Genomic DNA, 21,059 nt, shown 5'->3' on the forward strand with positions numbered 1-21,059 from the left:
GGCCGGCTACAGCCAGCTGGGCACCCAGTAGTGCGACCGGATGAAGTCCCACGGCATCTGGATCGCGGTCCACATCGGGTACCAGTACACCGAGGCCAGCACGACGACACCGAGGTACACGCCGACCCAGACGATCGCCCGCGTCCGACGTGACCGTTCGTCCGTCCGGCGGCCGAGCACCAACCCGATCGCGGCGGCGAGGGCCATCACCATGAACGGCTCGAACGCGATCGTGTAGAACTGGAAGACCGTCCGGTTCACGTACATCAGCCACGGCAGGTAGCCCGCCGCGACCCCGAGCAGCACGAACCCGTACTCCCACCGGCGGCGGAGCACCCAGAGCACGAGCAGCGCGACCACCGCGATGACCGAGGCGTACCAGATGAACGGGTTCGCGATCCCGGTGATGGCCTCGCCGCAGCGGGACGCCGAGCAGCCGTCCTGCCCGGCGTTCGTGCCGACGTAGTACATCGAGGTCGGCCGCTGCATGACGAGCCACAGCAGCGGGTTCGCCTGGTACGAGTGCGGGGTGTGCAGGCCGATGTTGAACCCGTAGATCTCGGACTGGTAGTGCCACCAGTTCTGCAGGCTGTCCGGCACCCAGGCCAGCAGCCCCGTCCACCGCTGGCCGCCCTCGGAGCCGATCCAGTCGCGGTCCCACCCGTCCCGTGACAGGAACCAACCGGTCCACGACGCCAGGTACGTCGCCGCGGCGATCGGCACGGTCAGCAGGAACGACACCGGCGCCTGCTGCAGGAACGCGCTCGACGACCAGAACTCGATGCCCGCCCGCCGCCGCATCATCATGTCGCCGAGCACGGAGTACACCGCGAAGAACGCGAGGAAGAACATCCCCGACCACTTCGTCGCGGTCGCGAGCCCGAGTGCGAGCCCCATCGCGATCAGCCACGGCCGCCACCAGAGGAACGGCCCCCACAGCGTGTCCCGCCTGGCAGCGACACGACGTGCCACCCAGGCGTCGAGCCGCCGTTCGGTCCATCGCCGGTCGAGCAGGAGCGCGCCGGCGCCGAGGACGACGAAGAAGGTCAGGATGCCGTCGAGGAGCGTCACGCGCGAGAGCACGATGGCCTGGCCGTCGATCGCGAGCAGGAAGCCGGCCAGCGTGCCGATCGCGGTCGAGCGGAACAGGGACCGAGCGATGACCGCGGTGAGGAACACCGTCGCGATGCCCAGCACCGCGACCGTGATGCGCCACCCGGACGAGCTGTCCGCCCCGAACAGCAGCATGCCGAGCCCGATGAGGTACTTGCCGAGCGGCGGGTGGGCGATGAACTCCGCCGCCTGCGAGAACAGGTCGGTCTGACCGTCCGCGAACCGTTGGTCCGTCGTCGGCGCGCCCTTCTCCGACGAGTTCGCCGGCCACGTGCCCTCGTACCCGAGGTGCACGATGGACCAGCCGTCCTTGACGTAGTAGGTCTCGTCGAACACGAGCGAGTGCGGGTGACCGAGTCCGGCGAGCCGCAGCACGGCCGCGAGCAGCGTCACCGCGAGCGGCCCGGTCCAGCGCCACACCGCGACGCGGGTACCGGTGCGGAGGACGTGCGCCCACCAGTCGTCGAGTCGCGAGCCGGTCGGGCGGTCCGCCACGTCCCGGCGGTCGTCGGTCAGCTCGCTGGTCATCGCGCACATCCTACGGAGACTCCCCATGACCCGGCTGCGACCTCCGAGGTGCTGTGGACAGCCGCCGTGCGACGACAATGGACGGGTGATCGTGCTCGCAGCCACCCCCATCGGCAACCTCGGGGACGCCTCCCGACGACTCGTCGAGACCCTCTCGAACGCGAGCGTCATCGCCGCCGAGGACACCCGCACCGCGGTGCACCTCATGCGCGCACTCGGGATCGAGAACCGCCCGCGGCTCATCGCCCTCCACGAGCACAACGAGCGCGAGCGCGCCGCCGACGTCGTCGCGCTCGCCCAGGACGACGACGTCGTGGTCCTCACCGACGCGGGCATGCCGGCGATCAGCGACCCCGGGTTCCCCCTCGTCGCCGCCGCGGCCGAAGCCGGCGTGACGGTCACCGCGATCCCCGGTCCGTCGGCGGTCCTCACCGCGCTCGCCGTGTCCGGTCTGCCGACCGACCGGTTCACCTTCGAGGGCTTCCCCACGCGGAAGCAGGGGGAGCGGCGACGGTCGTTCGAGGCACTGGCGGGCGAGCGTCGCACGATGGTCTTCTTCGAGTCGCCGCACCGGCTCGGCGACACCCTCGCCGACATGGCCGCCGCGTTCGGCGACGACCGCCGCGCGGTCGTGTGTCGGGAACTCACGAAGCTCCACGAAGAGGTCCGCCGAGACACGCTCGGTGAGCTCGCCGCCTGGGCCGCCGACGGATCGCGTGGGGAGATCTGCGTCGTCGTCGAGGGGTCGTCCGGCAGCGACGACGTCACCTCGCTGGACGACGGCGTCCGGCTCGTGCTCGAGCGGGTCGCCGCAGGGTCGCGCATGAAGGAGGCCGCCGCGGCGGTCGCGGACGCGACCGGCCTGTCCAAGCGCGACCTCTACGAGGGCGCGCTGGCCGCGAAGTAACGTGCCGATCAGCGGCCTGGAGGCGCGGGGCGGGCCCGCCACGCGCCTCCAGGCCGGCTTCTCCACAGCCGCGTCATGCGCGCTCCGCGCGCCCGTAGGATGGTCCGCATGTCCGACGGGTCCTCCTTCAGCATCACCACGCCGATCTTCTACGTGAACGACGTGCCCCACATCGGGCACGCGTACACCGAGGTCGCCGCGGACATGCTCGCGCGCTGGCACCGGCAGCGCGGCGAGGACACCTGGCTGCTCACCGGCACCGACGAGCACGGGCAGAAGATCCTGCGCACCGCCTCGGCGAACGACGTCACCCCGAAGGAGTGGGCGGACCGGCTCGTCACCGATGCGTGGAAGCCCCTGCTCGAGACGGTCGACGTCGCCAACGACGACTTCATCCGCACGACGGACGAGCGTCACGAGCGGGGCGTGACGGCCTTCCTGCAGAAGCTGTACGACGACGGCTTCATCTACGCCGGTGAGTTCGAGGGCTTCTACTGCGTCGGGTGCGAGGAGTACAAGCAGCCGAGCGACCTCGTGGCCGGGACGGGTGCGTACGAGGGGCAGCAGGTCTGCGCGATCCACTCGATCCCGGTCGAGGTGCTGTCCGAGCGCAACTACTTCTTCCGCATGTCCGACTTCGAGCAGCGACTGCTCGACCTCTACGAGTCGAACCCCGAGTTCATCCAGCCCGAGAGCGTCCGGAACGAGATCGTCTCGTTCGTGAAGCAGGGGCTGCGCGACCTGTCGATCTCGCGGTCGAGCTTCGACTGGGGCATCCAGATCCCCTGGGACCACGACCACGTCCTCTACGTGTGGTTCGACGCGCTGCTGAACTACGTCACCGCGCTCGGCTACGGCTCCGAGGACGACGAGGCCTTCCAGCGCCTCTGGCCGAGCGTGCACATCGTCGGCAAGGACATCGCCCGCTTCCACGCCGTCATCTGGCCGGCGATGCTGATGGCTGCCGGGCTCCCGGTGCCGGAGCGCGTCTACGGGCACGGCTGGCTCCTCGTGGGCGGCGAGAAGATGTCCAAGTCGAAGCTGACCGGCATCGCACCGTCGGAGATCACCGACACCTTCGGGTCGGACGCCTTCCGCTACTACTTCCTCCGCGCGATCACCTTCGGGCAGGACGGCAACTTCAGCTGGGAGGACATCTCGGCCCGGTACCAGGCCGAACTCGCCAACGGGTTCGGCAACCTCGCCTCGCGCATCGTCGCGATGCTCGGCCGGTACTTCGACGGCGTCGTCCCGGCGGCGGGCGAGCCGACCGAAGCCGACCGCGCCGTCGAGGACCTCGCGCGCTCGGTGACCCAGCGCGCGGACGCCGCCGTGGGCGCCTTCGCGCCGCACGACGCGATCGCCACCGTCTGGGAGCTCGTCGATGCCCTGAACGGGTACATCACCGAGCAGGAGCCGTGGGCCCTCGCGAAGGACGACACGAAGCGTGGGCGACTCGCGACCGTACTCGTCACCGCGCTCCGTGGCCTCGGCACCGTGGCGGTCCTGGTCTCGCCGGTCATGCCGAAGGCGACCGAGAAGCTCTGGGCGTCGATCGGCGCCGGCGGCTCCATCGCCGAGCAGCGCATCGACCGCGCGTGGGAGTGGCAGGGCGCCGCGCAGGTCGTGCCGCTCGAGTCCGGGCTCTTCCCGCGGATCGAGCAGCAGCCGGAGCAGGGCGCAGCGTGACCGACGCGGCGCACGTCCGTGCCCGCGGCGAGGGTTCGGGCGGCGGATCCAAGCGTGACCTGACCTACCCGCCCCTCCCGCAGGCGCTCGTCGTCCCCGTGTACGACAACCACACCCACATGGAGATCGCCGACGGCGTGGGCGAGGGCGGCGACGGGCCGCTCGAGTACCGCGAGCACCTCGACCGCGCGTCGAGCGTCGGGGTCCGTGGTGTCGTGCAGGTCGGCACCGACCTGGCGACCTCGCAGTGGTCCGCCGCCATCGCCGCCCGTGAACCCCGCGTGCTCGCGGCGGTCGCGCTGCACCCCAACGAAGCACCCGTGCTCGACGCTGCCGGCACCCTCGACGAGCACCTCGCGGGGATCGCCGAGCTCGCCGCGCTGCCCCGGGTCCGCGCGATCGGTGAGACCGGCCTCGACTTCTTCCGCACGGGCGAGGACGGCCGCGCCGCCCAGGTCCGTTCGTTCGAGGAGCACATCCGCATCGCGAAGGAGCACGACCTCGCGCTGACGATCCACGACCGCGACGCGCACGACGCCGTGGTCGAGGTCCTGGACCGCGTCGGCGCACCGGAGCGAACGGTCTTCCACTGCTTCTCGGGCGGTCCCGACCTCGCCCGCCTCTGCGCCGAACGCGGTTGGTACATGTCCTTCGCAGGGACCGTGACCTTCAAGAACGCGCAGTCCCTCCGCGATGCGCTCGAGGTCGCTCCGCGCCACCTGATCATGGTCGAGACGGACGCGCCGTTCCTCACCCCGACGCCGTACCGCGGCCGGCCGAACGCGCCGTACCTGATCCCGCTCACGCTGCGTTCGATGGCGGAGACCCTCCGTACCGACGTCTCGATGCTCGCCGCGCAGATCGCCTCGAACACCGAGACGGTGTACGGCGCGTGGGACGCCGAGCCCGTGACGGTGGCGGAGTAGCCGTGGGCGCGCTCCTCGGGCCGGCGGAGATCCGTGACCTCGCCGCGAAGCTCGACGTCACGCCGACGAAGAAGCTCGGACAGAACTTCGTGCACGACGCGAACACCGTTCGTCGCATCGTGGCCTCGGGTCGGGTGACGCCGGAGTCCCGCGTCCTCGAGATCGGACCGGGCCTCGGCTCGCTCACGCTCGGGCTGACCGAGACCGGTGCATCGGTCACGGCGGTGGAGATCGACGGGCGCCTCGCCGCCCAGCTCCCGGCGACCGTGTCGGTGATGCAGCCGGACGCTCGGCTCCGGGTCGTGCACCAGGACGCGCTGACCGTCGTGGCGGAAGACCTCCCGGAAGCCCCGACGCACGTCGTGGCGAACCTGCCGTACAACGTCTCGGTGCCGGTGCTCCTGCACCTGCTCGCGACCTTCCCGAGCATCGAGCGTGCGCTCGTCATGGTGCAGGCCGAGGTCGGGTACCGGCTCGCCGCCGACCCGGGCAGCAAGGTCTACGGCTCGCCGAGCGTCAAGGCCGCCTGGTACGGGTCGTGGTCGATCGCCGGGCAGGTCAGCCGTCAGGTGTTCTGGCCGGTGCCGAACGTCGACAGCGTGCTCGTCGGCTTCGACCGTGGCGCGCAGCCGGGCGACGAGGTCCTGCGGTCTCGGGTGTTCGTGCTCGTCGACGCCGCGTTCCAGCAGCGTCGGAAGATGCTGCGGCAGAGCCTGTCCGGGGTGCTCGGCGGCAGCGCCCGGGCAGCCGAGGTGTTGACCGCCGCCGGGATCGACCCGACGGCACGCGGCGAGGTCATCGGGATCGACGACTTCGTCAGGCTCGGGCGGACGGTGCTCGCCGCCGGCTGACCGTGGTCCACCGAACATCCGAAATGTTTGGAGACCGGCAGCCGATGTCCGTACGTTCCTCTTCACGAACCGAGGAGGAACACCATGACCACCGACACGGCCACACTCATCGCACGCACGGGTACCCGCGCACCCGCGATCAGGCGCCTGACCCCGGCGCAGCTCGATGCAGGGCGCCGACGCCCGGTCGGGACGCCGGATGAGCGGGCGAATGCGGTGCGCGCGATCCTCGACGCCCCGACCTTCACCGTCGAGCCCTCCCCGTTGCGCAGCGCGACCCTGCCGCACACCCCGCAGTGACCTCGCGGGACCGCGTCATCGCGATGGAAGCAGTCGAGCTCATGCCGGAGAGCGTGGTGCTCGACCACAGCTTTGTTTTCGCGGCGCTCGAGTCGGAGGCGCGACACCATGCAGCGGCCGCCGACTTCCTCGAACGCCTGACCCGGGGAGGGACCCGCTTGCTGTTCACCGACCTGCTCGAACTCCAGCTGCATGATCGAGCGTTCGCCACGGCGATCCGGGCGCAGTCTGCCTCGCAGAGGCGCTCGGGACGGACCCCTTCCGCCGGGGCGGATGAGCTCGCTCGCGCGTTCATCGGGCGGTGGCGCAACGTGCTCCTCGAGTCCGACGCTGTGCACGTCGAGGTGTCCGACCTCATGGACGACCTCATGTACTACAGCGAGCGGTTCCGGCTTTCTTCGATCAGCGCGGTGCACGCAGCCCTGGTCATGGCAGCTGACGCGGATGGTCTCGCCACGGTCGACCCGACGTTCGGGGCGGTGGACGCGTCACTCCTGCCGCTGTTCCTCCCGCGCGACGTCGTGCGCTTCGCCAGGCGAGGCCGGGAGCTGCCTGCCTGAACACCCGTCCCGTGCGATGCGATCGCATCGGCCCTGCGCTGACCACATGAGCGACGGGACGGTGCGATCGCACACGCAATGAGCCTGACCGGAACGCATCATGGCCGCCACCGGCAAGATGCCCGACGACTGGTACGCCGACCTCGCCGCCGCCGCCGCCGCCGCGGCCGCAGGCCAGCACCTCGGCCACACCGTGATCGTCGCATGGCTCGTGGATCAGGGCGTCGACGGCTCGCGGGCGCAAGGCGTGGCGATCGGTTACGAACAGTCCCGCGGTCTCCGGATCCCCGGGCAGTGGTCCGACGGCACGTTCGCGGTCTCGGCATCGCGGCAGCTGCCCGGCGAGCACGAGGCAATGCTCGATGTGGTCGTTCCCGTCGTCACGGCGGCGCTCGGGTCCCCCCCCGGCCTCCGAGCGCCGTGGCGGGAAACGTCCGTCGGCTCGGTGGACCTTCCCGGATCGGGAGTCGGTCCTGCTCGACACCGAGGACGGTCCGAGGCCCGGCACAGTCCGGGTCAGCCTGCAGCGCGAGCGGTTGACCGGGCCGGAGCGAATGCCGGACGTGGAGGCCGAGCTGCAGGAGCTCCTCGCCAGCCTCTGACGGCCCACGGCCGAACGGGGGAGTCCTCAGACCCCGGGTGCAGCGCTACGCTCACCGGGTGCCGCAACGCCCTTCGAAGCTCGCCCGTGCCATCACCGCGTCGTTCGTGATGGGTGGCTTGGTGGTGGCCGTGCTCGCCGTCGCCGCTGCCGTGCACGACCCGACGAGTGACGCCGCGTGGGTCGCGATCCCGCTCGGTGTCCTCCTCGTGGTCTGGGGTGTCGCGTTCGCACGCATGAGCGCCGCCGAGACCGAGGACGACGGCCAGACCGACAACGAGGCTCCGAGCAGGGGACCGCTCACACGGCTGAGCGAGGCGATCGCCCTCCTCGGGGTCTACGTGGTGATGCGGATGCTCCACCGGCCGCTCGACTCGGCGCTCGTCGGGGTCGGGGGAGTGCTCGCACTGCGACTCGTGCAGCTCGGGATCGGCCGGCTCGTTCGTCGTCGCGAGCAGCGCGACGGCGAGCCGGAGCCGCTGACCGACTGATGCACGGACGCACGCGAGTCTCGGCGTTGATCGCGTGCGCACAACCGAAGTCCATCGGCACCAGGGGTCCGCACGGCGCCGTTTGACTTTGGTTGTGCGACCGTGAATCCGAACGCGGACTCGAGCAGCGTCGTGCCGTGAGCCGCGCCGCGCCGGGCGCCGCCGCGGCACCGCGCCGTCAGTGCCCGCGACCGGCGAGCACCTCGATGAGATGCTGCTGCGTCCCGTCCCGCTCGGACCACCGGAGCGGCAGGACGTTCTCGACGAGGATCTCCGGCGCGGCCCCCGAGCTGAGCAGCCCCATCACCTCGGACAGGAAGTCGTCCAGCGGCATGCCCCCGAAGTCCGCGCCACCGAGCAGGTCCGTGGCGACCGCCGGCGGGACGAGTTCGAGCACGGAGACGGGCGTCCCGATGAGCTGCTGTCGGAGCGACAGCGTGTACGAGTGCACCGCGGCCTTGGTCGCGCTGTAGGTCGGCGTCGCGGCGAGCGGTGTGAACGCGAGGCCCGACGACACGGTCACGACGGTGGCGGCAGGGCGGCCGAGCAGGTGCGGCAGGAAGGCGTCGACGAGTCGGATGGTGCCGAGCAGGTTCGTCTCGACGGTCGCGACCGCGTCGTCGACGTGGTCGGGGTCCCGGAGGTCCTCGGTCCGCATGATCCCGGACATCGTGACGAGGGCGTCGAGCGAGGGGTGAGCGCCGAGCACCGTTTCGGCAGCGGCGGCGATCGACGCGGGGTCGGCGACGTCCACGACGACGGTGTCGAACCCGTGCTCCTCGCGGAGCGAGTCGAGCAGGGCGGCGCGGCGGCCGCCGATGACGACGGTGCTGCCCGCGGCCTGCAGGCGGAGCGCGAGCCCGAGGCCGATGCCCGAGGTCGCGCCGGGGATGAAGACGGTGGCGTTCGTGATGTCCATGCGTCCACGATGCTCCGAGCTGCGGGGCCGAACCAGAGCCCGGTCATCGGGGGACCGCCGATCCCTGGCTCGGGCCACGCTCGCCGTGCACGATGAGAGGCATGGACCGTGCCGCCCTCGCCGACTTCCTCCGCCGACGTCGCGAGCTCCTGCGCCCCGAGGACGTCGGGCTCGGGAGCGGGGCGCGGCGACGGACGCCGGGGCTCCGGCGCGAGGAGGTGGCGGCCCTCGCGGGCATGTCCGCGGACTACTACACCCGGCTCGAGCAGCAGCGTGGGCCGCAGCCGTCCGAGCAGATGATCGCCGCGATCGCCCGCGCGCTCCGGTGCTCCCTCGACGAGCGGGACCACCTGTTCCACCTCACCGGGCACAACGCTCCGGTCCGGGTGCACCGTTCCGACCACGTCGACCCCGCGGTCCTCCGGGTGCTCGACCGGCTCGCGGACACCCCGGCGATCGTGGTGAACGACCTCGGCGAGACCCTCGTGGAGAACCGGTTGGCAGCGGCACTCCTCGGCTCGACGGTGGATCTGCCGGGCAACGAGCGCTACCAGCCGTGGCGGTGGTTCATGACCGTTGCCGAGCCGGCGAAGTACGCGCCGGAGCAGCACGAGCGCCTCGCACGGGCGCAGGTCGCGAGCCTCCGCGCCGCGGTGGGTGCCGCCGGCCCCGGTGACCGGCGTGCGCAGCAGCTGATCGCCGACCTGGAGCGGGAGAGCCCCGCGTTCCGGGAGCTCTGGGCACGCCACGAGGTCCGCACCCGCTGGGAGGACCACAAGACCTTCGTCCACCCGGAGCTCGGTCGGATCACCGTCGACTGCCAGGTGCTGCACACCGACAACCGCGCGCAGGCGCTCCTGCTCTTCACCGCGCCGCCCGGCACCGAGGACGCGCAGAAGCTCGAGATGCTCGGCGTCGTCGGTTCGCAGCAGTTCGACGCATCCGACGCGGCGAGGTAGCACCGCGTCACACACCTGGCCGCCTGTCACACACCGTGCCTATGGTGGGCGCGTGAGCTCTCCGCGCGTGTACGTCATCCACGAGAACCCCGAGTGGTTCCCGCCGCTCGCCGCTGCCTTCGAGGCCGAGGGGGTCCCGGTCGAGGAGATCCTCCTCACCGACGGGCAGATCGACCTCTCCGCGGAGCCGGCTCCCGGGATCTACTGGAGCCGGATGTCGGCGTCGAGCCACACCCGCGGCCACGAGCACAGCAAGGAGTACACCCGTGCGCTCCTCGGCTGGCTCGAGCGCGCCGGTCGGACGGTCGTGAACGGCAGCCACGTCCTGGAGCTCGAGGTGTCCAAGGTCGCCCAGCACGGCCTGCTGCGCGACGCCGGGTTCGACGTGCCGCGCACCACGGCCGTGTTCGGAGCGGCGGGACTCAAGGAGGCAGCCCGCACCTTCACGGGCGGGCAGGACGTCCCGTTCATCACGAAGCACAACCAGGGCGGCAAGGGCCTCGGGGTGCGTCGGTTCGACTCGCTCGCGGAGTTCGACGCGTACGTCGACAGCCCGGAGTTCGAGGCGCCCGTCGACGGCATCACGCTCCTGCAGGAGTACCTCACGGCCCGCGAGCCGTTCATCACGCGCCTCGAGTTCGTCGGCGGCGAGTTCGTCTACGCCGTCCGCGTCGACACGAGCGCCGGCAGCTTCGAGCTCTGCCCGGCCGACGCGTGCGAGGTGCCGCAGGTCATCGCCGGAGCCGTCTGCGACGTGCCGGGCGCAGAGGCGTCGGCAGACGCACCCGGCGCGTTCAGCGTCCGCGAGGACGTCACCGCATCGCACCCGCTCGTGCAGCAGCTCCGGACCTTCCTCGCGGAGCAGCGGATCCCGATCGCCGGCGTCGAGTTCATGGAGACCACCGACGGCCGTCACGTCGTGTACGACATCAACACGAACACGAACTACAACCCCGCGGTCGAGGCATCCGCGCCGGTCTCCGGACCGCGCGCGATCGCACGGTTCACCGGCGGCCTGCTGGCCGCGCAGTACCAGACCGCCGCGGTCTGAGCTCCAAGCCACCCACGGCCTGGAGGCACGGTGCGGGCCCGCCCCGCGCCTCCAGGCCGGCACTCACCACCCAAGGAACCCACCCCGTGCGATTCGGATACTGGACCCCGCTCTTCGGCGGCTGGCTGCGCAACGTCGAGGACGAGGACATGCCCGTCACCTTCGACTACGTGAAGCGGCTCGCGCAGCGAGCCGAGCGCATCGGCTTCGACCTGACGCTCGTGCCGGAGCTGAACCTCAACGACATCAAGGGGACGGCCGCGCCGTCGCTCGAGGCGTGGGCGCTCGCGGCCGCGATCGCGGCGACGACCGAACGGCTCGAGATCATGGCTGCGATGCGGCCCGGCTACCACCTGCCGGCCGTCACCGCGAAGCAGGCGGCGACCATCGACGACATCTCGGGCGGCCGGTTCACCTTCAACGTGGTGAGCGCCTGGTGGGCCGAGGAGGCCAAGCAGTACGGCGGGATCTTCTCGGAGCACGACGACCGGTACAAGCGCACGGCGGAGTTCGTCGAGGTCATGAAGGGCCTCTGGCGCGAGACCCCCTACTCGTTCCACGGGGAGTACTACGACGTCGAGAACGCGCACCTGGAACCGAAGCCCCGCGTCACCCCGCGCATCTACGCGGGTGGCGAGAGTGAGGCGGGCAAGGCCGCGATCACGGGCTACGCCGATGCGTACGTCACGCACGGCGGCACGGTCGAGGAACTCCGGACGAAGATCGCCGAGATGCGCCGCCGCCGTGAGGACGCCGGGCTCGACCCGTTCGAGGCGTTCGGGATGGCGGCGTACGTCGTCGTCCGCGACACCGAGGCGGAGGCGCAGGCCGAGCTCGCGCGCATCACCGACGTGCAGCACGGGAAGGCCTACGAGTCCTACCAGGACTTCATCTCGAAGTCGCAGCTCGAGCACGTGCCGTCGCTCGAGGACTACTCGGTGTCGAACCGCGGGCTCCGACCCGGCTTCGTCGGTACCCCTGAGCAGGTCGCCGCCCGCATCCGCGCGTTCGAGGACGCCGGCGTCGACACGCTGCTCCTGCAGTTCTCGCCGCAGCTGGAGGAGATGGAGCGCTTCGGCGAGCAGGTCATCCCGCTCGTCCGCCCGTCCGTGCCGGTGCCGTCCGGGGTCGGCGCCTGATGGCTGCCGTCGAGGACGACTGGGCCTTCGAGACCCGGCAGATCCGTGCGGGGTTCAAGGCCGACCCCGGCTGGGGCGCGAACGTGCCGCCGATCGCGCAGAGCGCCGCGTTCGTGTACCCGTCCGGTGAGGACGCCGCCGCGCGCTTCCTGCTCGACGCCCCGGGGCACACGTACTCCCGGGTGAACAACCCGTCGGCTGCCGCGCTCGAACGCCGCATCGCGGACCTCGAGGGCGGTATCGGTGCGCTCGCACTGGCCTCGGGGCAGGCCGCCACGTCCCTCGCGGTGCTCGGCGTCGCCCGCGCCGGAGACCACGTCGTGTCGAGCGCCTCGCTGTACGGCGCGACGTACACGCTCTTCGCGTCGACGCTCCGCGACCTCGGGATCACGTTCACGTTCGTGCAGGACCCGACCGACCTGTCCGAGTGGGCGGCGGCCGTCCGTCCCGAGACGCGGGCGTTCTTCGGGGAGTCGATCCCGAACCCGCGCGGCGACGTGCTCGACTTCGCGGGTGTCGCCGGTGTCGCGCACGAGGCCGGGGTGCCGCTCATCGTCGACAACACCATCGCGACGCCGTGGCTCGTCCGCCCGATCGAGCACGGTGCGGACATCGTCGTGCACTCGGCGACGAAGTACCTCGCCGGGCACGGCAGCGCGATCGCCGGGCTCATCGTCGACTCGGGGAACTTCGACTGGGCGGCGTACCCGGACAAGTACCCGCAGCTGACCAGCGTCGAGCACTCCGGGTTCGCCGGGACGGACTTCGCGACGAAGTTCGGGCCGCGGGCCTTCATCCAGCGCACCCGCTCGAAGCTCTCCGCGGACCTCGGTCCCGCGATCGCACCGTTCAACGCCTTCCTGGTGCTGCAGGGCATCCAGACGCTGTCGCTGCGGATGGAGCGGCATGTGGCGAACGCCGCCGCCGTCGCGTCCTGGCTCGACGCGCACGACCAGGTCCTCGGGGTGCACTACGCCGGACTGCCCTCGTCGCCGTGGCACGCGCTGGCGCAGCGCTACGTGCCGAAGGGGCCGTCCGCCGTGCTCGCGTTCGACCTCGACGGCGGGCTCGAGGCCGGTCGCCGGTTCGTCGGTGCCCTCGAGCTGTTCGACCACGTCTCGAACATCGGCGACGTCCGGTCGCTCGTCGTGCACCCGGCGTCCACCACGCACGTCCAGATGACGCCGTCGGAGCGTGCAGCCGCCGGCGTCGGCGAGGGGCTCATCCGCCTGTCGATCGGGCTCGAGCACATCGACGACGTCCTCGCCGACCTCGAACGAGGGTTCGCCGCAGCGCGGTCGTAGCCGACGGCCAGTCGGAGCTGCTGCCGACGGCTCGTCCGTCACGCGCAGGAACGTGCTCCGGCTGCGGGATAGGTTGGAGCCATGACCTCGTTGGCCGCACCGACCCGCGTGCGGACGCGCGCCCCCGGCAAGATCAACGTGTTCCTGTCCGTCGGTGCGCTGCAGGACGACGGCTACCACGACGTCGCGACGGCGTACCAGGCGGTGTCGCTCTACGAGGACGTGATCGCCGAGCCGGCCGAGGACTTCTCGGTCTCCTTCACGGGACCGATCGACACCTCGGCGGTCCCCACGGACGAGTCGAACCTCGCGATCCGGGCGGCCCGGCTCGTCGCGGACGCCTCCGGTCACCGCGGCGGGGTCCGGCTGACGATCGAGAAGCACGTCCCCGTCGCGGGCGGGATGGGCGGGGGATCGGCGGACGCCGCGGCCACCCTGCTCGCGGTCGACACACTCTGGGGAACGGCGCTCGGTCGCGACGAACTCCTCCGGCTCGCCGCGCAGCTCGGCGCGGACGTCCCGTTCGCCTTCGCCGGTGGGACCGCGGTCGGCACCGGCCGCGGCGACGAGCTCAGCCCGGCGCTCGCGAAGGGCGAGTTCCGGTGGGTGCTGGCGCTGAGCGACTCCGGACTCTCGACGCCCGCCGTGTACCGAGCGCTCGACGAGCACCGGGAGCGCTACCGGGCCGACATCGCTCCGGCGCCGACGACCCCGGTGGTCGAGGCCAACGTGCTCCAGGCCCTCCGCGCGGGAGATCCCGGCCTGCTGGCGGACTGTCTGCACAACGACCTCCAGGCCCCGGCGATGCGACTGCAGCCCTCGCTCGCGGAGACGCTCGAGATCGGTGAGAAGGCCGGGGCGCTCGCGGGACTCGTCTCCGGCAGCGGGCCGACGGTGGCGTTCCTCGTCGCCGACCGCGACGCCGCGCTCGAGGTGCAGGTGGAGCTCAGTGCCGCCGGGCTCGTCGCCGTCCGTGCCGCGGGACCGGTGCACGGCGCCCGCGTCGTGCACTGACAGCAGGCGCGCTGTCGTGCGGTGGCCGGCCCGTCCTGCTCAGGAGCGCCGGTACTCCGTGAGCACCACGGTGCCGGTCTTCCAGCGGTGCACGGCGGTGAAGCCGTGCTCCGCGAGGACCTGCGTGGTCTCGGGCTCGATGTTCCGCGCCTTGACGGTCCCGCCGACGAACCACACGGTGTCGATGTCGCCGAGTCGGCTCGGGATCGTCGAGGAGAGGTCACCGTTCTGGTCCCAGAGGACCCCGGAGGCCGCGCCGTCCTTGCGCACCGCCAGGTCGGTCATGCCGGCGAACGCGTTCGGGTAGGCCTGCCGGATGATGTCGGCGGTCGTCCCGGGGTGGCCGTAGACGCTGCCGAACACGACCCCCTCGTCACTGTCGCGCTGCTGCGAGCGCTCGGAGGCGATGATCGAGGCGGCCACGGACCACGTGGAGTCCTGCTTCGACCGGGGGAGCTTCACCAGCACGGACGTCGGGACGGACAGGACGAGCACGGCGACGAGCGCCGCGGCGAGCAGCGCACGCTTCCGGATGACCGTGATGCCGAGCGCGATGAGGAGCGCCACGAACGGCAGGCTCAGCGTTGCGTACTTCGGCGTGTACAGGTGACGGCCCATCGCGGTCGCGAGGAGCAGTGCGAGCGTCGGGAGGACGACGAGGGGGAGTGCGACCCGGACGGCCTGCGCGCGGAAGAGTGACCGGACCGTCGGCGACGAGCGGTGCGCCGCGGTAAGTGCCGAGGTCACTCCGAGGACCATGAGCGCCCACGCGACGGCGGCGTACACCTCGACGCCGCCGAACCACGCTGTCGAGAACACCTGCGGGAACGTGCGGTCGTTGATCGGGCCGAGCCACGCGACCTGCTTCGACTGGCTCGCGACGGCGGCCACGAACGGCGTGACCGCGATGAGGACGACGACCGAGACGATCGCCCAGCGCAGCAGCGACCCGCCGGGAGCGAGGGCGCGGAGGCTGCGGTCGCCGCTCCGAGCGCGGCGGTCGGCGAGCATGGTCCACAGGAAGGTCGCGCCGTGCGCCACGACCGCGAGGGCCAGGTAGACGTTGAAGGTGATCGCCACGACGGCGAGGAGGCCGTACGCCAGCCACCAGTGCAGACTCCGGCCCGACCGGGAGCGCCGAACGGCGGTGAGCCCGACGAGCGTCAGGCACACCGCGAAGGTCGTGATGGTCGCGTACGAGCGCCCTTCGCTGCCCGCCCACTGCACGCGGGGGAGTGCGAGGAAGACCAGCCCAGCAGCGATGCCGAACCGCCGACCGCCGAGACGACGTCCGAGCGCGACCACGAGTCCTGCGGCGACACCGATGGCGAGGGCGCTCGGGAAGCGGAGCGTGAACGGTGTGTACCCCACGAGCCAGAACCACGCGTGCATGAGCGCGTAGTAGAGCCCGTGCACCGCATCGACGTTGTGCAGTTCGGCCCAGAGCTGCGGCCATGTGCGCTGAGCGCTCGTGACGGTGGCGGCTTCGTCGTACCAGAGCGACGGGACCCAGGCGAAGGCAGCGGCCACGAGGGCCCCGAGGGCGCCGACCGTGAGCTCAGGCGTCCGGACGACGGCGACGCGTACGCCGCTCGGCACCGCCCGCAGACGCTCCCGCACCGAGGCCGTGGACAGGCCTGGCTGCACACTGATGGTGTCGGTACGGGGGGAACTCACGTCCTGCACCGTATCCGCGCGGCCTGGGCGAGTGCCGGGGTGCACCGTGCCGTCCACTGAGAGTTCGCATGCCGGTTCCGTGCTGCAGCACGGACTATCGTCAGGCACCATGACGATGCTCCGGATCCGCGACGCGGCGACGTACCTCGGGGTGAGCGACGACACCGTGCGACGGCTCGTCGACGGTGGGACGTTCACCCGTCACGACGACGATGCCGGCCGTGCGGTGGTCGACGGTCGCGAGCTCGCCGAGCACGCCCGACAGCGGGGCGCGCAGCTCGGCGACCCCTCGGGTGTCCGGAGCTCGGCGCGCAACCGCTTCGTCGGGATCGTGACCGACCTGGTGCTCGACGGGGTGATGGCCCAGGTCGAGCTGCAGAGCGGTCGACACCGGGTCGTGTCGCTGATGAGCGCCGAGGCCGCACGCGACCTCGGACTCGAGATCGGCTCCGTCGCGGTCGCGTCGGTGAAGGCCACCATGGTGTCCGTCGAGGTCCCGGAGCCGCACTCCGAGGCGGGTCGCGAGTGACCGCGCCCGTGGACGCCCGCCGGGCCCTGACCTCCCGCACGGCAGCGCTGGAGGGTGCCGGCGAGCGCGCACTCGCCGCACTCGGCGACGCCAGCGTCCTCGTCGTCGGGGCGGGTGGCCTCGGCGCCCCCGTGCTGCAGTACCTCGCCGGAGCGGGCCTCCGCCGGCTGACGGTCGTCGACCACGACGTCGTCGACCCGTCGAACCTCGCCCGGCAGGTCCTGTTCGGCCTCGCCGACGTCGGACGCCCGAAGGCCGAGGTCGCTGCGGAGCGCCTGCGTGCGGTCGACCCGTCGCTCGAGGTGGTCGCGCTCCCCGCGGCGTTCGCGCCGGAGCAGGTGGCCGGACACGACGTCGTGGTGGACGCCGCCGACAGCGTCGTCGTCACCCGTTCCGTGTCCGACGCGTGCGCCTCCCACGGGATCCCGTTCGTCTGGGGGACGGTCCTCGGCTACGACGGCCAGGTCTCGGTCTTCCACGATGCCGGCGTGGACCCGGTCGACTTCCACGACCTGCACCCCGACGTCCTGCCCGACGAGGGTTCGTGTGCGCTGGACGGCGTCCTGCCCGCCCTCTGCGGTGCTGTCGGCTCGGTGATGGCCGCGCAGGTGACCGCCCTCGTCGCCGGACTCGGTGAGCCGCTCCTCGGCCGGGTGCTCACGGTCGACGCCCGGCGGTGGCGGTGGACCGAGAGCCCCCTGCGGCGCGGACCGGACTCGCGGCGGCCGGCGCCGGCCGCGGACACGGAGCCGGAGACCATCGCACCCTCGGCGCTCGCCGCGGCCCTCGGTGCCGAGGCGCTCCGAGCCGGTGCCGGTGCCGGTGCCGGTGCCGGTGCCGCGAGGTTCGTCCTCGTGGACGTCCGCACGCCCGAGGAGCGCGCGACCGGGATCATCGCCGGCAGCACCACGCCCGAGGCGCTGCGACCCGACGGCCGCACCGTGGTCGCCGTCTGCGCGAGCGGACGACGGGCCACCGCCTACGCGCGCACGCTCGACCGCCCGGTGGTCGTCCTCGACGGTGGGATCGCCGCCTGGTCGGCCGAGGGACAGCCGACGGTGGAGTCAGACGCAGGTGCGGCTACGATGACGGAGTGAAGACGCTCCTGCGGACGACAGCCGTGACCACCGGCATCATCGCCGCCCTCGCGCTCGCAGGGTGCTCCACGCAGGGCACACGCACGGCGACGGACTCCGCGTCGTCGTCCGGCGCGCTCACCGGCTCGATCACGGTCTTCGCCGCCGCCTCGCTCCAGCAGACCTTCACCACGCTCGGCGACCGATTCGAGCACGCGCACCCCGGCACCGCGATCCGGTTCTCGTTCGCCGGGTCGAGCGACCTCGTCACGCAGATCCGCAACGGCGCCCCCGCGGACGTGTTCGCCTCGGCGGACGAGGCCAACATGGACAAGATCGCGGGGACCGATGTGGCCGCGGGCTGGCCGAGGGACTTCGCGACGAACACCCTCGAGATCGCCGTCGCCCCCGGCAACCCGGAGCACGTCACCGGCCTCGACGACCTCACCCGCGCCGGACTGCAGGTCGTCACCTGCGCCGCACCCGTGCCGTGCGGCGCCGCGACCGCGAAGGTCGAACGGGCCGCCGGGGTCGACCTCCGACCGGTGAGCGAGGAGCAGTCCGTGACGGACGTCCTCGGCAAGGTGGAGTCGGGGCAGGCGGACGCCGGGCTCGTGTACGTCACCGACGTCGCGGGTGCGGACGGCAAGGTCGACGGTGTCCGGTTCGACGAGGCGTCGAGGGCGGTGAACACCTACCCGATCGGCGTGCTCGAGGAGTCGACGGACCCAGCGCTCGCGAGGGCGTTCACCGCGTACGTCCTGTCCGACGCCGGCCAGGAGGTGCTCGCCGACGCCGGCTTCGGGAAGCCCTGACCGATGCGCCGTCCCCTCCCGTGGTGGCTCCCGGTCCCGGCGGTGCTCGGCGGTCTGTTCGTCGTCGTGCCCGTCCTCGCGATGGTCGGTCGCGTCGACTGGGGGTCGTTCGTCGCACTCGTCACCTCGCCCGCTTCCCGCGCCGCCCTCGGACTGAGCCTCGGCACCGCCGCCGCGACGACCGGCATCGCCTTCGTGGTCGGCTACCCGCTCGCCGTGGTCTTCGCCCGGTCGACGTCGCGGTGGACCGGGGTGGCCCGTGCCGTGGTGCTCCTGCCGCTCGTCCTGCCGCCCGTCGTCGGCGGCCTGGCGCTCCTCGCGGCGTTCGGCAGGCTGGGACCGGTCGGCGCGTTCCTCGACGACCACGGACTGCGGATCGCCTTCACGACGTCCGCGGTCGTCATCGCGCAGACCTTCGTGTCGATGCCGTTCCTGGTGTCCTCGATCGAGGGTGCGCTCCGCGTCGGCGGCGACCGGTACGAGCGTGTGGCGGCGACCCTCGGCGCGAGCCCCACCCGCACCTTCCTGACCGTCACCACGCCGCGGATCCTCCCGGGCATCACCGCGGGGCTCGTCCTCTGCTTCGCCCGGGCCCTCGGCGAGTTCGGCGCCACCCTGACCTTCGCCGGCAGTCTGCAGGGCGTGACGCGGACCCTCCCGCTCGAGATCTACCTGCAGCGCGAGATCGACCCGGACACCGCGGTCGCGCTCTCGCTCGTGCTCGTCGTGGTCGCGGTCGTGGTCATCGGCGTGTCCTCGCTGCGGGGCCGGAGCGTGCTCAGGTGAGCGGCCTCAGCGCACAGGTCGTCGTCCGCGCCCGGGACGTCGACGTCGCGCTCGACGTCGGCACCGACGAGTGCGTCGCGCTCATCGGTCCGAACGGCGCCGGCAAGTCCACCGTCGTCGACGTCCTCGCCGGGCTCGTCCGTCCCGACCGCGGCACGGTGGTCCTCGACGGCCGCACGCTGTCGGACGACCGCCGGACCGTCCCGACCCACCGCCGGCGGATCGGGCTGGTCGCGCAGCGCCCCGACCTCTTCCCCCACCGCTCCGTCCTCGCGAACGTCGCCTTCGGACCGCGAGCGGTCGGCGCCTCCGGCCGGGAGGCCCGTGGTCACGCCCGCGACGCGCTGGCCGCCGTCGGTGCGCTCGCGCTGGCAGACCGGGCGCCGGGGACGCTGTCGGGCGGACAGGCCCAGCGCATCGCTGTCGCCCGGGCACTCGCCACGGATCCAGTGCTGCTGCTCCTCGACGAGCCGACCTCGGCGCTCGACGTCGCCGCCCGGCAGGAGGTCCGCACGGCCCTCGCCACCGCGGCCACCGGACGCCCGACACTGCTCGTGTCCCACGACCCCGTGGAGGTGATGGGCCTCGCACACCGGGTCGTCGTGGTCGAGGCCGGCCGCGTCGTGGACGAGGGCACCCCTGACGAGGTCCTCGGACGACCACGCAGCGCCTTCGCCGCTCGGTTCTCCGGCCTGGTGACGGTCCCCGGGCGGGCGACCACCGGTGGGATGGTGACCGCCGACGGCGGTGAGCTGGCGTCGCCGGCGCACGCCGTGCCTCCCGGCCGGTCCGCCCTCGCCGCCTACCACCCGACAGCCGCGCTGCTCACGCGGGACGACGACGGAGCCGGGCGTCGCCTCGACGCCGTCGAGCCGCGGGACGGCCTCGTCCGGGTGCGGGCCGGTGACCTCGTCGTGGACGTGACGCTGACGCGGTTCGCGGCACTCGGACTCGCTGTCGGCGACACCTGTCGGATCCGCGTCCCCGCCGACGAGGTGGTGGTCTACGAGCCGGACGGTGGGAGGATCGTCGGATGACCTCCTGGATCGGCAAGGCCTGGCCCGTCGCGGTACCCGTCGTCGCGGCGGTCGTCCTGGCGCTGACCTTCGGCCGGCACCACCTCGGCACGGTGGTCGTCGTCCTCGTCGCCGTGGTGCTCGCGGGGACGGTGCTCGCCGCGGTGCACCACGCGGAGGTCGTCGCGCACCGGGTGGGGGAGCCGTTCGGGTCACTCGTGCTCGCGGTCGCCGTCACGATCATCGAGGTCGCGCTCATCATCGCGCTGTCGAGCTCGGGCGGGGCGAAGGCCGAGACGCTCGCCCGCGACACGGTCTTCTCCGCGGTGATGATCACGATGAACGGGCTCGTCGGGCTGGCGATCCTCATCGGGACGATCCGGCACCACACCGTCCGGTTCAACCAGGAGGGTGCCTCCGCGGCGACGACGACGGTCGCGGCGCTGGCGGTGCTGACGCTCGTCCTGCCGACGTTCACCACGGGGACGGACAACGCCTCCTTCACCGGCGTGCAGCTCGTCTTCGTGGCGATCGCGTCCCTCGCGCTCTACGGGCTGTTCGTCTTCACCCAGACGATCGCGCACCGGGACTTCTTCCTGCCGGTGGGTCCGGGAACCCGGGCCACGCCGGACGACGAGACCGTGCACGCGGCGACCCCGACCGGTCGGCAGACGCTGGTGTCGCTCGGGCTGCTGCTCCTCGCGCTCGTCGCCGTCGTCGGTCTGGCGAAGGTGGAGTCACCCGCGATCGAGGCCGGCGTGGCCGCGGTCGGCTTCCCGCCGTCGTTCGTCGGTGTGGTGATCGCCCT

General features: G+C 72.0%; 21 protein-coding genes. 18 read left to right on the top strand and 3 right to left on the bottom strand.

What is annotated here, in order from left to right; all coding sequences use genetic code 11:
* Positions 1 to 6 precede the first annotated feature (6 nt).
* Complete coding sequence (locus NS184_RS10575; protein WP_058726079.1) at positions 7 to 1,641, bottom strand: dolichyl-phosphate-mannose--protein mannosyltransferase; 1,635 nt, start codon at positions 1,639 to 1,641, stop codon at positions 7 to 9.
* 85 nt (positions 1,642 to 1,726) lie between these two features.
* Between NS184_RS10575 and rsmI the strand changes: the two genes are divergently transcribed.
* From rsmI to NS184_RS10615, 7 genes are all read left to right on the top strand, one after another.
* On the top strand, positions 1,727 to 2,548 hold the full coding sequence (rsmI, locus tag NS184_RS10580) for a 16S rRNA (cytidine(1402)-2'-O)-methyltransferase (RefSeq protein ID WP_058726080.1): 822 nt from the start codon (positions 1,727 to 1,729) through the stop codon (positions 2,546 to 2,548).
* Positions 2,549 to 2,656: 108 nt separating this feature from the next.
* The gene (gene metG / locus NS184_RS10585) at positions 2,657 to 4,237 is read left to right on the top strand and encodes a methionine--tRNA ligase (protein WP_058726081.1); all 1,581 of its coding nucleotides are present in this window, start codon (positions 2,657 to 2,659) and stop codon (positions 4,235 to 4,237) included.
* Positions 4,234 to 5,163, top strand: coding sequence for a TatD family hydrolase (locus NS184_RS10590; protein WP_058726082.1), 930 nt, complete (start codon positions 4,234 to 4,236; stop codon positions 5,161 to 5,163). Before metG ends, NS184_RS10590 begins: the two co-directional genes overlap by 4 nt.
* Before the next feature lie 2 nt (positions 5,164 to 5,165).
* Entirely contained in the window at positions 5,166 to 6,014 is an 849-nt protein-coding gene (gene rsmA, locus NS184_RS10595; RefSeq protein WP_058726083.1) for a 16S rRNA (adenine(1518)-N(6)/adenine(1519)-N(6))-dimethyltransferase RsmA, read from the top strand.
* Positions 6,015 to 6,098: 84 nt separating this feature from the next.
* Positions 6,099 to 6,314 (top strand): hypothetical protein, encoded by a 216-nt coding sequence (locus tag NS184_RS10600; protein WP_058726084.1) that lies wholly within the window; start codon positions 6,099 to 6,101, stop codon positions 6,312 to 6,314.
* A gap of 23 nt (positions 6,315 to 6,337) precedes the next feature.
* The gene (locus NS184_RS10605) at positions 6,338 to 6,874 is read left to right on the top strand and encodes a hypothetical protein (RefSeq protein ID WP_152998174.1); all 537 of its coding nucleotides are present in this window, start codon (positions 6,338 to 6,340) and stop codon (positions 6,872 to 6,874) included.
* Between the two features lie 660 nt (positions 6,875 to 7,534).
* Positions 7,535 to 7,966, top strand: coding sequence for a hypothetical protein (locus tag NS184_RS10615; protein WP_152998175.1), 432 nt, complete (start codon positions 7,535 to 7,537; stop codon positions 7,964 to 7,966).
* 178 nt (positions 7,967 to 8,144) lie between these two features.
* On the opposite strand, the gene NS184_RS10620 is transcribed toward NS184_RS10615, so the two are convergent.
* Positions 8,145 to 8,885 (bottom strand): SDR family oxidoreductase, encoded by a 741-nt coding sequence (locus NS184_RS10620; RefSeq protein ID WP_058726088.1) that lies wholly within the window; start codon positions 8,883 to 8,885, stop codon positions 8,145 to 8,147.
* 101 nt (positions 8,886 to 8,986) lie between these two features.
* Here NS184_RS10620 and NS184_RS10625 point away from each other — a divergent pair, with 101 nt between their 5' ends.
* From NS184_RS10625 to NS184_RS10645, 5 genes are all read left to right on the top strand, one after another.
* On the top strand, positions 8,987 to 9,844 hold the full coding sequence (locus tag NS184_RS10625) for a helix-turn-helix transcriptional regulator (RefSeq protein WP_058726089.1): 858 nt from the start codon (positions 8,987 to 8,989) through the stop codon (positions 9,842 to 9,844).
* Between the two features lie 52 nt (positions 9,845 to 9,896).
* Positions 9,897 to 10,895 (top strand): ATP-grasp domain-containing protein, encoded by a 999-nt coding sequence (locus NS184_RS10630; RefSeq protein WP_058726090.1) that lies wholly within the window; start codon positions 9,897 to 9,899, stop codon positions 10,893 to 10,895.
* A gap of 86 nt (positions 10,896 to 10,981) precedes the next feature.
* Positions 10,982 to 12,034 carry an LLM class flavin-dependent oxidoreductase gene (locus NS184_RS10635; RefSeq protein ID WP_058726091.1) on the top strand — a complete coding sequence of 351 codons (1,053 nt, stop codon included), beginning with the start codon at positions 10,982 to 10,984 and terminating at the stop codon, positions 12,032 to 12,034.
* A complete protein-coding gene (locus tag NS184_RS10640) occupies positions 12,034 to 13,338 on the top strand; it encodes an O-acetylhomoserine aminocarboxypropyltransferase/cysteine synthase family protein (protein ID WP_058726092.1) in 1,305 nt (434 codons plus the stop codon). The genes NS184_RS10635 and NS184_RS10640 overlap by 1 nt, the downstream gene beginning before the upstream one ends.
* A gap of 81 nt (positions 13,339 to 13,419) precedes the next feature.
* Complete coding sequence (locus NS184_RS10645) at positions 13,420 to 14,352, top strand: 4-(cytidine 5'-diphospho)-2-C-methyl-D-erythritol kinase (RefSeq protein WP_058726093.1); 933 nt, start codon at positions 13,420 to 13,422, stop codon at positions 14,350 to 14,352.
* 39 nt (positions 14,353 to 14,391) lie between these two features.
* Here NS184_RS10645 and NS184_RS10650 read toward each other — a convergent pair whose 3' ends face one another.
* The gene (locus tag NS184_RS10650; RefSeq protein ID WP_193750448.1) at positions 14,392 to 16,029 is read right to left on the bottom strand and encodes a glycosyltransferase family 39 protein; all 1,638 of its coding nucleotides are present in this window, start codon (positions 16,027 to 16,029) and stop codon (positions 14,392 to 14,394) included.
* 109 nt (positions 16,030 to 16,138) lie between these two features.
* Between NS184_RS10650 and NS184_RS10655 the strand changes: the two genes are divergently transcribed.
* From NS184_RS10655 to NS184_RS10680, 6 genes are all read left to right on the top strand, one after another.
* A complete protein-coding gene (locus NS184_RS10655; RefSeq protein ID WP_058726095.1) occupies positions 16,139 to 16,558 on the top strand; it encodes a TOBE domain-containing protein in 420 nt (139 codons plus the stop codon).
* Positions 16,555 to 17,655, top strand: coding sequence for a HesA/MoeB/ThiF family protein (locus NS184_RS10660; protein ID WP_058726096.1), 1,101 nt, complete (start codon positions 16,555 to 16,557; stop codon positions 17,653 to 17,655). Before NS184_RS10655 ends, NS184_RS10660 begins: the two co-directional genes overlap by 4 nt.
* Complete coding sequence (gene modA, locus NS184_RS10665) at positions 17,652 to 18,449, top strand: molybdate ABC transporter substrate-binding protein (RefSeq protein ID WP_058726097.1); 798 nt, start codon at positions 17,652 to 17,654, stop codon at positions 18,447 to 18,449. Before NS184_RS10660 ends, modA begins: the two co-directional genes overlap by 4 nt.
* Positions 18,450 to 18,452: 3 nt before the next feature.
* Complete coding sequence (locus NS184_RS10670; protein ID WP_058726098.1) at positions 18,453 to 19,235, top strand: ABC transporter permease; 783 nt, start codon at positions 18,453 to 18,455, stop codon at positions 19,233 to 19,235.
* Positions 19,232 to 20,272 carry a sulfate/molybdate ABC transporter ATP-binding protein gene (locus NS184_RS10675; RefSeq protein ID WP_058726099.1) on the top strand — a complete coding sequence of 347 codons (1,041 nt, stop codon included), beginning with the start codon at positions 19,232 to 19,234 and terminating at the stop codon, positions 20,270 to 20,272. Before NS184_RS10670 ends, NS184_RS10675 begins: the two co-directional genes overlap by 4 nt.
* Positions 20,269 to 21,059 (top strand): calcium:proton antiporter (locus tag NS184_RS10680; RefSeq protein ID WP_058726100.1); only part of this gene is annotated, 791 nt, incomplete at its 3' end. The genes NS184_RS10675 and NS184_RS10680, both read left to right, overlap by 4 nt.

It is taken from the genome of Curtobacterium luteum, from assembly GCF_001475545.1.
Classification (GTDB): Bacteria; Actinomycetota; Actinomycetes; order Actinomycetales; family Microbacteriaceae; genus Curtobacterium; species Curtobacterium luteum_A.

Excerpts from the sequence above, each read along its gene's own strand:
- NS184_RS10575 (WP_058726079.1), bottom strand. The coding sequence starts at position 1,641 with ATGACCAGCGAGCTGACCGACGACCGCCGGGACGTGGCGGACCGCCCG.
- metG (WP_058726081.1), top strand. The coding sequence starts at position 2,657 with ATGTCCGACGGGTCCTCCTTCAGCATCACCACGCCGATCTTCTACGTG.
- NS184_RS10600 (WP_058726084.1), top strand. The coding sequence starts at position 6,099 with ATGACCACCGACACGGCCACACTCATCGCACGCACGGGTACCCGCGCA.
- NS184_RS10605 (WP_152998174.1), top strand. The coding sequence starts at position 6,338 with ATGGAAGCAGTCGAGCTCATGCCGGAGAGCGTGGTGCTCGACCACAGC.
- NS184_RS10620 (WP_058726088.1), bottom strand. The coding sequence starts at position 8,885 with ATGGACATCACGAACGCCACCGTCTTCATCCCCGGCGCGACCTCGGGC.
- NS184_RS10625 (WP_058726089.1), top strand. The coding sequence starts at position 8,987 with ATGGACCGTGCCGCCCTCGCCGACTTCCTCCGCCGACGTCGCGAGCTC.
- NS184_RS10640 (WP_058726092.1), top strand. The coding sequence starts at position 12,034 with ATGGCTGCCGTCGAGGACGACTGGGCCTTCGAGACCCGGCAGATCCGT.
- NS184_RS10645 (WP_058726093.1), top strand. The coding sequence starts at position 13,420 with ATGACCTCGTTGGCCGCACCGACCCGCGTGCGGACGCGCGCCCCCGGC.
- NS184_RS10655 (WP_058726095.1), top strand. The coding sequence starts at position 16,139 with ATGACGATGCTCCGGATCCGCGACGCGGCGACGTACCTCGGGGTGAGC.
- NS184_RS10670 (WP_058726098.1), top strand. The coding sequence starts at position 18,453 with ATGCGCCGTCCCCTCCCGTGGTGGCTCCCGGTCCCGGCGGTGCTCGGC.